11 protein-coding genes and 1 tRNA gene are annotated in these 12,215 nt (G+C 68.9%); 9 read left to right on the plus strand and 3 right to left on the minus strand.

What is annotated here, in order from left to right:
- Both rplK and rplA read left to right on the plus strand, forming a co-directional pair.
- Positions 1–339 (plus strand): 50S ribosomal protein L11 (rplK, locus tag ACN5KJ_RS12005; RefSeq protein ID WP_418594215.1); only part of this gene is annotated, 339 nt, incomplete at its 5' end.
- A 5-nt stretch (positions 340–344) separates the two neighbouring features.
- Positions 345–1,043 carry a 50S ribosomal protein L1 gene (rplA, locus tag ACN5KJ_RS12010; RefSeq protein WP_418594217.1) on the plus strand — a complete coding sequence of 233 codons (699 nt, stop codon included), beginning with the start codon at positions 345–347 and terminating at the stop codon, positions 1,041–1,043.
- A gap of 267 nt (positions 1,044–1,310) precedes the next feature.
- On the opposite strand, the gene ACN5KJ_RS12015 is transcribed toward rplA, so the two are convergent.
- A complete protein-coding gene (locus ACN5KJ_RS12015) occupies positions 1,311–1,745 on the minus strand; it encodes a DMT family transporter (protein WP_347165488.1) in 435 nt (144 codons plus the stop codon).
- Between the two features lie 310 nt (positions 1,746–2,055).
- Between ACN5KJ_RS12015 and ACN5KJ_RS12020 the strand changes: the two genes are divergently transcribed.
- Positions 2,056–2,466: a c-type cytochrome gene (locus tag ACN5KJ_RS12020; RefSeq protein ID WP_206565148.1), complete on the plus strand. Its 411-nt coding sequence runs from the start codon at positions 2,056–2,058 to the stop codon at positions 2,464–2,466.
- 197 nt (positions 2,467–2,663) lie between these two features.
- Here the strand turns inward: ACN5KJ_RS12020 and ACN5KJ_RS12025 are convergent, their stop codons facing one another.
- A complete protein-coding gene (locus tag ACN5KJ_RS12025; protein ID WP_418594219.1) occupies positions 2,664–3,251 on the minus strand; it encodes a TetR/AcrR family transcriptional regulator in 588 nt (195 codons plus the stop codon).
- A gap of 82 nt (positions 3,252–3,333) precedes the next feature.
- Between ACN5KJ_RS12025 and ACN5KJ_RS12030 the strand changes: the two genes are divergently transcribed.
- The 6 genes from ACN5KJ_RS12030 to gdhA all read left to right on the plus strand — a co-directional run bounded on the left by ACN5KJ_RS12030 (position 3,334) and on the right by gdhA (position 10,489).
- Positions 3,334–3,660: a hypothetical protein gene (locus ACN5KJ_RS12030; RefSeq protein ID WP_418594221.1), complete on the plus strand. Its 327-nt coding sequence runs from the start codon at positions 3,334–3,336 to the stop codon at positions 3,658–3,660.
- Positions 3,661–4,006: 346 nt separating this feature from the next.
- Entirely contained in the window at positions 4,007–5,293 is a 1,287-nt protein-coding gene (locus ACN5KJ_RS12035) for a homoserine dehydrogenase (protein ID WP_418594222.1), read from the plus strand.
- 235 nt (positions 5,294–5,528) lie between these two features.
- Entirely contained in the window at positions 5,529–6,500 is a 972-nt protein-coding gene (gene glpX, locus ACN5KJ_RS12040) for a class II fructose-bisphosphatase (protein ID WP_418594224.1), read from the plus strand.
- 299 nt (positions 6,501–6,799) lie between these two features.
- Complete coding sequence (gene recJ / locus ACN5KJ_RS12045; protein ID WP_418594225.1) at positions 6,800–8,539, plus strand: single-stranded-DNA-specific exonuclease RecJ; 1,740 nt, start codon at positions 6,800–6,802, stop codon at positions 8,537–8,539.
- A 190-nt stretch (positions 8,540–8,729) separates the two neighbouring features.
- Positions 8,730–8,804 (plus strand) — tRNA-Glu (locus ACN5KJ_RS12050).
- A gap of 329 nt (positions 8,805–9,133) precedes the next feature.
- Complete coding sequence (gene gdhA, locus ACN5KJ_RS12055; protein ID WP_347165484.1) at positions 9,134–10,489, plus strand: NADP-specific glutamate dehydrogenase; 1,356 nt, start codon at positions 9,134–9,136, stop codon at positions 10,487–10,489.
- A 213-nt stretch (positions 10,490–10,702) separates the two neighbouring features.
- Here gdhA and ACN5KJ_RS12060 read toward each other — a convergent pair whose 3' ends face one another.
- Entirely contained in the window at positions 10,703–12,127 is a 1,425-nt protein-coding gene (locus ACN5KJ_RS12060) for a PepSY-associated TM helix domain-containing protein (RefSeq protein ID WP_418594228.1), read from the minus strand.
- Positions 12,128–12,215: the final 88 nt, after the last annotated feature.

The following is a 12,215-nucleotide window of genomic DNA, read 5'->3' on the forward strand; positions in this document are numbered from 1 at the left end:
TGCAAGGCGTTCAACGCCAAGACGCAGGAGATGGAGCCCGGCGCGCCGTGCCCGACCGTGATCACCTACTATCAGGACAAGTCCTTCACCATGGACATCAAGACGCCGCCCGCGTCTTACTACCTGAAGAAGGCCGCCGGCCTGAAGCCCGTGGGCAAGCGCAACCGCCCGCGCGGTGCCGAAGCACCGGGCCGCGAGACCATTGCGACGATCAGCATCAAGCAGGTCCGCGAGATCGCCGAAGCCAAGATGAAGGACCTCTCGGCCAATGATATCGATGCGGCCATGAAGATCATCGTCGGCGCGGCCAATTCGATGGGCATCGAGGTGAAGGGGTAATCACGATGGCAAAACTCGGAAAACGCACCCGCGCCGCCCGCGAAGCCTTTGCAGGCAAGGATGAGATCTCTGTCGAAGAGGCTGTTGCGCTGATCAAGGCGAACACCAAGACGAAGTTCGACGAGACCGTCGAGATCGCGATGAACCTCGGCGTCGATCCGCGCCACGCCGACCAGATGGTCCGCGGCGTCGTCTCGCTGCCGAACGGCACCGGCAAGACCACCCGCGTCGCCGTCTTCGCCCGCGGCCCCAAGGCCGACGAAGCGACGGCTGCCGGCGCTGACGTGGTCGGCGCAGAAGATCTGATGGAGCAGGTTCAGGCCGGCAACATCAACTTCGACCGCTGCATCGCGACCCCGGACATGATGCCGATCGTCGGCCGTCTGGGCAAGATCCTCGGCCCGCGCAACCTGATGCCGAACCCCAAGGTCGGAACCGTGACCATGGACGTCAAGGAGGCCGTCGAGGCCGCCAAGGGCGGACAGGTCCAGTTCAAGGCCGAGAAGGGTGGCGTGGTGCACGCCGGCGTCGGCAAGGCCTCCTTCGACGAGGCCAAGCTGGCCGAGAACATCCGTGCCTTCGTGAACGCGGTTTCGGCGGCCAAGCCGACCGGCGCCAAGGGCACCTACATGAAGAAGATCGCGCTGTCCTCGACGATGGGCCCGGGCGTGACCGTCGACGTGTCGAACGCCACCGGCAACTAAGCCTGGGTGGATACGGAAATTGCAGGGGGCGGGCCGCTTGGTCCGCCCCTTTGCTTTTGCTGCCCCGAAACGCCGCGCCCGGGCGACGATCGGCGGCATCGCGCGCCAGGCAGCCCTGCGCCGCCCGCGCACCATCGCGGGCCCCTTTGCAGGTCCGGCGCCGCAGCCCCCTTCTTCGGTCCGGACAATACCTCGGGGGTCCGGGGGCAGAGCCCCCGGCATGCCCCGGGCATGAAGCCTCCGGCGCGCCGTGAAAAGGCCGCCCGACTATGCCTTCTGGGTGATCCAGACGCCCAGCATCATCACCGCGATCCCGGTCGCCCGGGTCAGCGTCAGAGGCGAAAGGCGGGCCCCGAACAGGCCGAAATGGTCGATCGTCGCGGCGCTCAGCAATTGTCCCACGAGGACGAAGAAGATGGCGTTCCCGACGCCGAATCGCGGCGCGATGATCGTCACCGACAAGACGTAGAAGGCGACCAGCAGACCGCCGAGGAACAGGTGTTTGGGCGGCTGTGACAGGATCGCCAGCGCCGGGGTGCCGCGCAGGATCCAGATCGCCGTGGTCGTCAGGACCGCAACCCAGAACAGCACCATGGCCGCCGCCACCGGCGACCCCAGCGCCTGTCCCAGCGCGGCATTCAGCGCGGCAAGAAGCGGAATGCCGATCCCGGCCAGAAGCATGATGAGGGCGTATTGCGTCATGGCGGGGTCTCTTCCGGGGCTGCGAGGGGGTGGTGTTCGGGTCGCGCTTTGATGACCCAGGGTCGGTTCGGGTGCAACAGCGCAATCCGGCCGAAGGCGGCCCCGGGCCGCGCGTGGCGAAGGGGGAGGGGCGCATGGCTCTGGCCGTGCCCCCCTGTTCCGGGCGCCGCGCCCGACGGCAACGGGACCCTTGTGCCACAGGGTCTGATCGCCCGCCTCACCCGCGCCGGCAGGCTTCCGGCGCAACAGCCCCCTTGCAGGCCTGGGGCAAAGTCGGCAAGTCGGTGGAGAGCAATAACGAGGGGCAACAATGAAACGGATCGCTCTGGGATTGGCCGCGCTGGCGGCCCTGTGGGGATGTGTCGAGGCAGAGATGCCGGTGGCACAGGACGGCAAGGCGCTGTTCATGGAGAATTGCGCGGTGTGTCATGGCGCGGACGGGCGCGGCAACGGTGCGATGGCGCGCGCCATGACGAAGGCTCCGAAGGACCTGACGCTGATTTCCGTGCGCCACGGCGACAGCTTTCCGCGTGCCAAGGTGATGTCCACCGTCGACGGCTATGCGCGGTCCGACCTGTCTGGCCCGGGCATGCCCGAGTTCGGCGAGCTGCTGAAAGGCGACCTGATTCCCTTCGACAGCGGTGACGGCATCCAGACGCCGACCCCGCGAAAGCTGGTCGCGCTGGTGGAATACCTCGAATCGATCCAGACCAGCCGGTAGGGCACTGACCCGGGCGGTCGCGTGGCACCCCGGCGGGGTGTCGCGCCGGGGCCGGATGCAGGGCGGGTCCCTCCGGGTTCCAGCCGCGTCCGGTGCGCGCCCTGTCGGAAACGACGATGCAGCGGGCCGATGCGGCGCGCGAACGGGGCCGGGGGCGTCTGTCGTCGGAAGTGTGGCGGTGATCCGCGTCCGGGGCCTCAGGCGGAGACCATCTGCCGGGTCAGCTCCCAGTAGCGGTCCTGCACGGCCTCCAGCGGCAGGCGGCCGCCGGGCCGATACCAGGTCGTCACGCCGGTCAGCATGGCGATGATGGCAAGCGTGGCCAGCTTGCTGTCGGGCACCGAGAAGGCGCCCGTCGCCATGCCCGCCCGCAGGATCTCTTCCAGCCCGGTCTCGTAGTCGCGGCGCTGCGCCTCGATCACGGCGAAATTCTCGGGTGTCAGGTTGCGCAGTTCCATGTAGGCGATGAAGACCGCCTGCGGGCGTTCCAGGTGAAAGGCGATGTGGAAATGGACGAAGGTCTGCAGCCGCTCCATCGGGTCGGCGGCGCGGGGCAGGGCCGAAAGCGCCTCGGCGAGGTCGTCCATATGCCCCTTGAGCAACGAGAACAGCAGCGCCTGCTTGTCCGGCGTGTAGTTGTAAAGCGCCCCGGCCTGCACGCCGACCGCGCGGGCGATCTCGCGCATGGACACCGCAGCATAGCCGCTTTCCGCAAAAAGCCGCAGCGCCTCGGCGCGGATCTTGGGGCCGGTTATGCCGGCGTGGGAACCCTGTGTGCGTGCCATGGCGGGCAGCTTTATATGAACACATGTTCAGATCAAGCGGGAAGGCTTGCCGGGGGCCGGGCGATGGGGCAAGACTGACCGCATGAAGAGGGGTTTCGGATATGGGCTTGCGGTGGCGTTTTCGGCGCTGCTTGCGGGCTGCGCGCAGTTCCCCGAACTGGATCAGACGCAGACCCCGGGGGTGGCCACGGCGCCCTATCCGCGGCTCCTGCCGATCGAGGAGCTGCTGGACGGGCGGCAACCCACGGCAACGCCCGGGATGGTCGACGGGGTGCTGGGCCGTGCCGATGCGCTGCGCGGGCGTGCGGGCACGGTGCAGGCGGCGCCGGTCGCGCAGGGCGCGGACGTGCAGGACCGGCTGACCCGGCTGCGCCGGAAGGCCGAGGCCCTGCGCGAGGCCGAGCTCTGATCCTCTGCCGCGTCGCGCGCGCAGGGACGCGGCGCCGGATCCGCCCTGAAGGCGGGCCTCGACCCCGGGGCCTCCGCAGCCCCGCTTCGCACAGGTACGACCACGCAGCCCTGCCTTTGTGACGGGGCGGCCCTTGCCGTCCGATGGATCGACCCTGCGGCCCTGCGGCGCCGGGGCGGGGGCCCCGCCTGACCGGCCTGCGCGCCAGACCGTCTGCCCCCCCTCTGTGCTGCAGCCCGGTGTCCCGATAGCGGCGCAGCCAGTGGGCAGGACCCGCATCCCATTGCACCCGGGCCGACTTGGCGCTAACCGGAGGCCCGCAACACTGTCCCTGAAGGAGCCCTCTATGTCCGACCCCCTGCGTCTTGGTATCGCCGGCCTCGGAACCGTTGGCGCGGGCGTGGTCAAGATCGTCCGCCAGAAGGCGACGCTGCTGGCCGAACGCGCCGGGCGTCCGGTGGTGGTCTCGGCGGTCTCCGCGCGCACGCGGGACAAGGACCGCGGCGTGCCGCTGTCCTCCTACGCATGGGAGGACGACCCGGTGGCTCTGGCGACCCGCGACGACGTCGATGTCTTCGTCGAACTCATGGGCGGCAGCGACGGCCCGGCCAAGGCCGCTGTCGAGGCGGCGCTGGCGGCGGGCAAGGACGTGGTGACGGCGAACAAGGCGATGCTGGCGCATCACGGGCAGGCGCTGGCCGAACTGGCCGAGGCCAATGGCGCGGTGCTGCGCTTCGAGGCAGCGGTGGCGGGGGGCATCCCGGTCATCAAGGCGCTGACCGAAAGCCTTGCCGGCAACGATATCCAGCGCGTGGTCGGCGTGATGAACGGCACCTGTAACTATATCCTGACCCGGATGGAAGACGGCGGGCTGACCTACGAGGCGGCCTTCGCCGAAGCCGATGCCCTGGGCTACCTCGAAGCCGACCCGACCCTCGACGTCGGCGGCATCGACGCGGGCCACAAGCTGTCGCTGCTGGCCGCCATCGCCTTCGGCACGCAGGTCGATTTCGACGCGGTGGAACTGGAAGGCATCGGCAAGGTCACCATCGACGACATCCGGCAGGCCGCCGACATGGGCTTCCGCATCAAGCTTCTGGGGGTCAGCCGCATGACCGGGCGCGGGCTGGAACAGTCCATGGCGCCCTGCCTCGTGCCCGCGGCCTCGCCGCTGGGGCAACTGGCGGGCGGCACCAATATGGTGGTGATCGAAGGCGATCAGGTCGGCCAGATCGTTATGCGCGGCGCCGGTGCGGGCGAGGGCCCGACCGCCAGCGCGGTCATGGGCGACGTCATGGATATCGCGCGCGGCCTGCGCGTCTCGACCTTCGGGCGGCCCGCCGGCACGCTGGCCAGGGCGACCCCGGCAAAGGCGACGGCGGCGGCGCCCTACTACCTGCGCATGGCGCTGGTCGACCGGCCCGGCGCGCTGGCCAAGGCGGCGCAGGCACTGGGCGAGGCGGGGGTCTCCATCCACCGCATGCGCCAGTACGATCACGTCGACGACGCCGCCCCGGTGCTGATCGTCACCCACAAGACGACGCGCCCCTCCCTCGATCAGGCGCTCGCCGCGATGATGGCCACGGGCGTCGTCACGCACGAGCCGGTGGCCCTGCGCATCGAAGAGGTCTGAACCCGAGCGGCCCGCGCCGCCGGGGGACGCCGCCAGGACCCTTCTTCTTGGTCCAAATACCCTCGGGGGGAGGCCGCAGGCCGGGGGGCAGCGCCCCCTGACGCCTCCGGGTCTCCCATGGACCACGCGGCGGGGCAGGGCCTGTCCCGGTCACGCCGTTAGCGTCAGCGGGCTTTCTCTTGGCCGGGGCATGGGCTAGAGCGGAGGCGAAGGATTTCGCAAAGAGGACGACCCCATGCCCAGCCCCCAGGATTTCAGTGACCGGATGCTGTCTCTCGGCCTCGCACGGGTGGCCGAACAGGCCGCCATTGCCAGTGCCGACTGGATCGGCCGGGGCGACGAGAAGGCCGCCGATCAGGCCGCTGTCAACGCCATGCGCGAACAGCTCAACAAGCTGGAAATCTCGGGTGTCGTGGTCATCGGCGAGGGGGAGCGCGACGAGGCCCCGATGCTCTACATCGGCGAAGAGGTCGGCAGCGGTGGCCCGGGCGTCGATATCGCGCTGGACCCGCTGGAAGGCACGACCCTGACCGCCAAGGACATGCCCAACGCGCTGACGGTGATCGCCATGGGGCCGCGCGGCTCGATGCTGCACGCGCCGGACGTCTACATGGACAAGCTGGCCATCGGGCCGGGCTATGACACCGACGTCGTCTCGCTGGACATGTCGCCGTCGGAACGGGTTGCGGCGCTGGCGAAGGCCAAAGGCTGCCAGCCGCGCGACATCACCGTCTGCATGCTCGAGCGTCCGCGCCACGAGGAGATGCTGGCCGAGGTGCGCGAGACCGGGGCCGGCATCCGGCTGATCACCGACGGCGACGTGGCGGGCGTCATGCATTGCGCCGAGACCGTCAAGACCGGCATCGACATGTACATGGGCTCCGGCGGTGCGCCCGAGGGGGTGCTGGCCGCGGCGGCCCTGAAGTGCATGGGCGGGCAGATGTGGGGCCGCCTGATGTTCCGCAACGACGACGAGAAGGGCCGCGCGGCGAAGGCCGGCATCACCGAACTCGACCGCATCTACGCGCGCGACGACCTGGTGACCGAGCATGTGATCTTTGCCGCGACGGGCGTGACGCAGGGTTCGCTGGTGCAGGGCATCCGGCGCGAGCCGGGCTGGATCGAGACCGAAACCCTGCTGATGCGCTCCAAGACCGGCTCGGTGCGGCGCATGCACTATCGCAACCCGTTCCGGCACACGGTCTGAGCTCTGCCGCCCCGGGCTGGCCGGGGCAGACGGGTATCTTGACAGGGCAGACGGGCAGGGCGGTGGTCCTGCCCGGGCGATGAGGCCGATGCGGGGCGTTTCTCTGCGCCCCGGGCGCCGCGGGACAAGGGGCGCTTCAATCGCGGCCCCGGGTCCGGCGGCGCTGTCGCTTTGAGGTATTTGGGCCAAGAAGAAGCATCGGGGGCGGTTCTGCATCGGCGGGCTGGGCTGCCCTTCGTCATTCGACACCGGGCCGGTGGCGCGCTATGAGGCTGCGGGTTCAGGCGGAAGGGGCAAACGTGGCTTACTTGGGTGTCGAAGGCAGTCTGACGGGGCGGCGCTGGGTCGGTCCCGGCGTCGAGGTGGAACGGCAGGCCGAGGCCATGGGCCAGGCCACCGGGCTTGCGGCGCCGCTTTGTGCGGTGCTGGCGCGGCTGGGGGTACCGGTGGCGGAGGTCACGGCCTATCTTGCGCCGACCCTGCGCGAACTCTTGCCGGACCCGCGCGCGCTGAAGGACATGGAGGTGGCGGCGGAACGCTTTCTGACCGCTGTCCGGCGGCGCGAGCGGATCGCGGTCTTTGCGGATTACGACGTGGACGGCGGCACCTCTGCGGCGCTGCTGATCGACTGGCTGCGGCAGATGGGGCGCCCGGCGACGCTCTATGTGCCGGACCGCATCGACGAGGGCTATGGCCCGAACGCCCCGGCCATGGCGGCGCTGGCGCGCGACCACGACCTGATTGTCTGCGTCGATTGCGGGACCCTCTCGCTGGAGCCGATCGCGGCGGCCAGGGGCGCGGATGTGGTGGTTCTGGATCACCACCTCGGCGGCGAGGTGCTGCCCGATTGCGTGGCGGTTGTGAACCCCAACCGGCAGGACGAGGACGGGTCGCTGGCGCATCTCTGCGCGGCGGCCGTGGTCTTCCTGATGCTGGTGGAGGCCGGGCGGCAGCTGCGCGTGGCGGGGGCGTCCGGGCCGGACCTGATGGGCATGCTCGACCTTGTTGCCCTTGCGACGGTGGCGGATGTGGCGCCGCTGAAGGGGGTCAACCGGGCGCTGGTGCAGCAGGGGCTGAAGGTCATGGCCCGGCGCGACCGCCCGGGCCTTGTGGCGCTGTCGGATGTCGCCCGGCTGGAGCAGGCGCCGTCCTCCTACCACCTGGGCTTCGTGCTGGGGCCGCGGGTGAACGCGGGCGGCCGGATCGGGCAGGCGGATCTGGGTGCGCGGCTCTTGTCCTGCGAATCCGAGCACGAGGCGCAGGCGCTGGCCGAGCGGCTGGAGGCGCTGAATGCCGAGCGCCGCGAGGTCGAGGCGGCGGTGCGCGCCGCCGCCCTTGCGCAGGCCGAGGAGCGCGGGCTTGACGCGCCGCTGGTCTGGGCCGCCGGCGAGGGCTGGCACCCCGGCGTCGTGGGAATCGTCGCCTCGCGCCTGAAGGAGCTGACCGGGCGGCCCGCGGTCGTGATCGGGCTGGAGGGCGACGAGGGCAAGGGCTCTGGCCGTTCCGTGGCGGGGGTGGACCTTGGCGCCTCGGTCCAGCGGCTGGCCTCGGAGGGGCTGCTGATCAAGGGAGGCGGGCACCGGATGGCCGCGGGGCTGACGGTGGCCCGCGACCGGCTGGACGAGGCCATGGCGCGCCTCTCTGCCCTGCTGGAGCGGCAGGGCGCGGGGCAGGGCGGCGCCGCCGACCTGCGGGTCGACGGGCTGCTGATGCCCGGCGCGGCGACGGTGGCGCTGATCGAGGATCTGGAGCGGGCGGGCCCCTTCGGACAGGGCGCCCCGGGGCCGCGTTTCGTGGTGCCGGACGTGGGGATCTCTTTCGCGAAGCAGGTCGGATCGGGCCATCTGAAACTGAGCTGTACCGACGGGCTTGGCGCGCGACTGGATGGAATCTGTTTCGGGGCCTTCGACGGGCCGCTGGGGACGGCCCTGACCGAGCACGGGGGGCGGCGATTCCATCTGGCGGGGCGGCTGGAAATCAACGAGTGGAACGGAAGGCGGACCGCACAGCTGCGGCTGGAGGATGCCAGCCCCGCGTGAGTGTTCCGATAAGTCCTTGCAAGGTATTGGAAAAATCTGAAGATGCAGGCTGTTTCCGGAATTTTCTCGCCCGGATCAGGAAAAAGTCGCCAAGGTGGAAATTTCTGCTTGCAAGCGGCGCGGGGTTTCCATAGAACCCGCCTCACGCCGCAGGGTTGGCCAGTCAGGCAGACACGCGGCGGACCAGAGTGGCCCGTTCGTCTATCGGTTAGGACGCCAGGTTTTCAACCTGGAAAGAGGGGTTCGATTCCCCTACGGGCTGCCACTTCACTTCCATTGGACATCGATTGCGCCGGGCTTATCGCGCCCGTGATGCCTCTTTTCGGAGAGGTGGACAGGCTGCCTGGGTGACGCGTTGAAAGCCGCTGTCGAGGCGGCGCTGCGGGCGTGCCGTTTCGGTGCGCCGTGGTATCGGTCACGGCTTTGGATCCAAACGGTGCCGGGACGCGCGCGTCTGTGCGGCAGGCCGGGTTTGAGAACGGCTTGCACAGCGGTTGTGGATCAAATAACTGCTCTGAAAATGGGCTGCATGCAGAATTGTTGCCCGCTTACTCACCGTTTTGCGAACAATTCTGCCGAAAGGCGACGAAATACATGACCAATATCGACGAAAAACTGCAACCGATCCTTGCCGAAGTGATGCGGCGCAATGCCGGGGAACCGGAATTCCACCAGGCCACGCACGAGGTTCTGGAAAGCCTTGGCCGTGTCGTCGCCAAGCATCCCGATTATCTGGAACAGGCGCTGATCGAGCGCATCTGCGAACCCGAACGCCAGATCATCTTCCGCATCCCCTGGGTGGACGATCAGGGCAAGGTCCAGATCAACCGCGGGTTTCGTGTGCAGTTCAACTCGGCGCTCGGCCCCTACAAGGGCGGGATGCGGTTCCACCCGTCGGTCAACCTGGGGATCATCAAGTTCCTCGGCTTCGAGCAGATCTTCAAGAACGCCCTGACCGGCCTGCCCATCGGCGGCGGCAAGGGCGGCACGGATTTCGATCCCAAGGGAAAATCCGACGGCGAGATCATGCGCTTCTGCCAGTCCCTGATGATCGAGCTGCACCGCCATCTGGGTGAACAGACCGACGTGCCGGCGGGCGATATCGGCGTCGGCGGGCGCGAGATCGGCTATATGTTCGGGCAGTACAAGCGCCTGACCAACCGCTACGAGGCCGGCGTGCTGACCGGCAAGGCCATCGCCTATGGCGGCTCGCGCGCCCGGACCGAGGCCACGGGATTCGGCAACACCTATTTCACCAAGGCCATGCTGGAGACCCGCAACAGCGGTTTCGACGGCAAGCGCGTGGTGGTGTCGGGCGCGGGCAACGTCGCCATCCACACCATCGAGAAGGTGCAGTCCTTCGGCGGCAAGGTCATCGCCTGCTCGGATTCCAGCGGCTATATCATCGACGAGGCCGGGATCGACCTTGAGCTGCTTCAGGAAATCAAGACCGTCCGCCGCCAGCGCATCACGGAATACGCGCGGCGCCGGGGCGACGGCGTGCATTTCGTCGCCGTGGGCAAGGGGTCGGTCTGGGATGTGCCCTGCGACGTGGCCATGCCCTCGGCGACCCAGAACGAACTGTCGGGGAAAGACGCGAAGACGCTGGTCAAGAACGGCGTGCAGGCCGTGGGTGAGGGCGCGAACATGCCCTGCACCCCCGAGGCCATCCGCATCCTGCGCGATGCGGGCGTTCTGTTCGGCCCCGGCAAGGCGGCCAATGCCGGGGGCGTTGCGACCTCGGCGCTGGAAATGCAGCAGAACGCCAGCCGCGACCGCTGGACCTTTGCCCAGACCGAGGAACGTCTGGCCCGGATCATGCAGAGCATCCACGACCGCTGCGCCGAAACCGCCGACGAATACGGCGCTCCGGGGGATTACGTCCTGGGGGCCAATATCGCCGGTTTCGTGCGGGTTGCAGAGGCCATGCGGATGATGGGCGTCATCTGACCTCGGAGGACGCCTTCGGGTGTCGCAAAAGAGGCGCGGCGACTGTGTGCCGCCGCGCCTTCCGGGGCCCGCGTTCCGGACAGAGGGCCCTTCGATCCCGCGGCCAGAGCGGTGGCAGAGCGGCCAGCGATCCGGGCGGCGTAACGGCTCCGGCGAATATCTTTGCGTGAGGGCAGCCCCCGGAACTGGCGGCTGCCCCTGTCGTTCAGGGGCCTAGCGGGCCGCGCCCTGTGCCGGAAGGCGCCGCCGCGTGATGACATGCACCGCCAGTTCGATCACCAGCAGCACCAGCATCGACAGGCCCACCAGCGGGAAGAAGACGCCCCCGGCGATGGCCATGACCAGAAGCGTGCGCGGGATGCGCCAGTCGGTCGGCACCGCGGGGACGCCAAGGGCGCCGGAGGGACGCCGCTTCCACCACATGGCCACCGCCGAGACGCACATCAGCACCATCGCGACGCAGGCCAGCAGCAGGACGATCTGGTTCGGAACGCCCCATTCCTGCCCCATGTGCACGCTGATGCCCCATTCGGCCCAGCGGCCCAGCGTGCCGAGATCCGCGAAGCCCGCGTCGTAGAGCACCGCGCCGGTGTAGCGGTCCAGATGGATGACCCGTTCATAGGTGACGTCGTCGGGATAGACCGAGGCCGTGAAGACCCCGGTCGGCCCGGCGGGAAGCGTGACCGCGTAGCCCGCAACGAGGCCAAGCCCCTCGACCGTGCCGATGACCCCGTCCAGAAGCGGCAGGGCGGCATTGCCGTCGGTCGCGGCCTCCGGTGCATCCGCAAGGTGCCCGGCATGGGCGCCCGCGTCGGGCAGGGGCGAGGCGGGGATCGGCTGGCGCTCCATGATCCACGGGGCGCGGTCCACGACCTCCTGCGTCGGCACGGTGGACTGCGGTGTGTTCGACCAGTAGCCGTCGGGCATCCCCAGCCCAAGGGCATAGGCCGCGTCGTAGAACTTGCCGCCCCAGACACCGGACCAGGGCAGGCCGGTCAGGGCGAGGAAAACGATGAAGACGCCGGTGTAGATCCCCGTCACCGCGTGCAGGTCTCGCCACCACGGGCGCCCCCGGCTGGCCTTGATGCGCAGGGTGCCCACCGATTTGCGCCCGCGCGGCAGCCACAGATAGATGCCGCTGAAGACCAGCAGGACCATCCAGCCCGCCGCGGCCTCGATCAGGCGATTGCCGAACCAGCCGAGATATTCCAGCGAGTGCAGCTTGCGCACCACGTAGAGCGCCGGGCTGCCCGCCGCACCGCCGTCCCAGAGGGTGCCCAGAACCTGACCGTCATAGGGATCGACATAGACCGTATTGCGCAGACCCCCGGCGTCCAGGATGTCGACCTCCGCGCTGCGGTCCGGGGCAGGCGGGGGAGAATAGGCCTTTACCGTGCCGGGGTGGGCGGCAAGGGCTGCGGCGGTCAGGCGCGATGCCGGCAGGGTGTCGGACCGGATCTCGACGAAGCGCAGGTCGCGGTGGGCGGCATTGTTGATCTCGTCCTTGAACAGGTAGATCGCGCCTGTCACGGCAAGGATCAGGACGAAGGGCAGGACAACGAGTCCGGCGATGAAGTGCCAGCGCCAGACGGCGCGATAGAGTGCGGCGCCTGCCGCACGTTGGGTCGTATCTGTCATGTGTACATTCCAAGCGGCCCGTCGGCGTGACGGGCTTGGGTCAAGAGGCGTCCCCCCGCAGGCAGCGGCGGGACCATCGGATCAGCTC

The organism is Ponticoccus sp. (in: a-proteobacteria) (genome assembly GCF_048381735.1).

Excerpts from the sequence above, each read along its gene's own strand:
- rplA (WP_418594217.1), top strand. The coding sequence starts at position 345 with ATGGCAAAACTCGGAAAACGCACCCGCGCCGCCCGCGAAGCCTTTGCA.
- ACN5KJ_RS12015 (WP_347165488.1), bottom strand. The coding sequence starts at position 1,745 with ATGACGCAATACGCCCTCATCATGCTTCTGGCCGGGATCGGCATTCCG.
- ACN5KJ_RS12020 (WP_206565148.1), top strand. The coding sequence starts at position 2,056 with ATGAAACGGATCGCTCTGGGATTGGCCGCGCTGGCGGCCCTGTGGGGA.
- ACN5KJ_RS12025 (WP_418594219.1), bottom strand. The coding sequence starts at position 3,251 with ATGGCACGCACACAGGGTTCCCACGCCGGCATAACCGGCCCCAAGATC.
- ACN5KJ_RS12030 (WP_418594221.1), top strand. The coding sequence starts at position 3,334 with ATGAAGAGGGGTTTCGGATATGGGCTTGCGGTGGCGTTTTCGGCGCTG.
- ACN5KJ_RS12035 (WP_418594222.1), top strand. The coding sequence starts at position 4,007 with ATGTCCGACCCCCTGCGTCTTGGTATCGCCGGCCTCGGAACCGTTGGC.
- glpX (WP_418594224.1), top strand. The coding sequence starts at position 5,529 with ATGCCCAGCCCCCAGGATTTCAGTGACCGGATGCTGTCTCTCGGCCTC.
- gdhA (WP_347165484.1), top strand. The coding sequence starts at position 9,134 with ATGACCAATATCGACGAAAAACTGCAACCGATCCTTGCCGAAGTGATG.
- ACN5KJ_RS12060 (WP_418594228.1), bottom strand. The coding sequence starts at position 12,127 with ATGACAGATACGACCCAACGTGCGGCAGGCGCCGCACTCTATCGCGCC.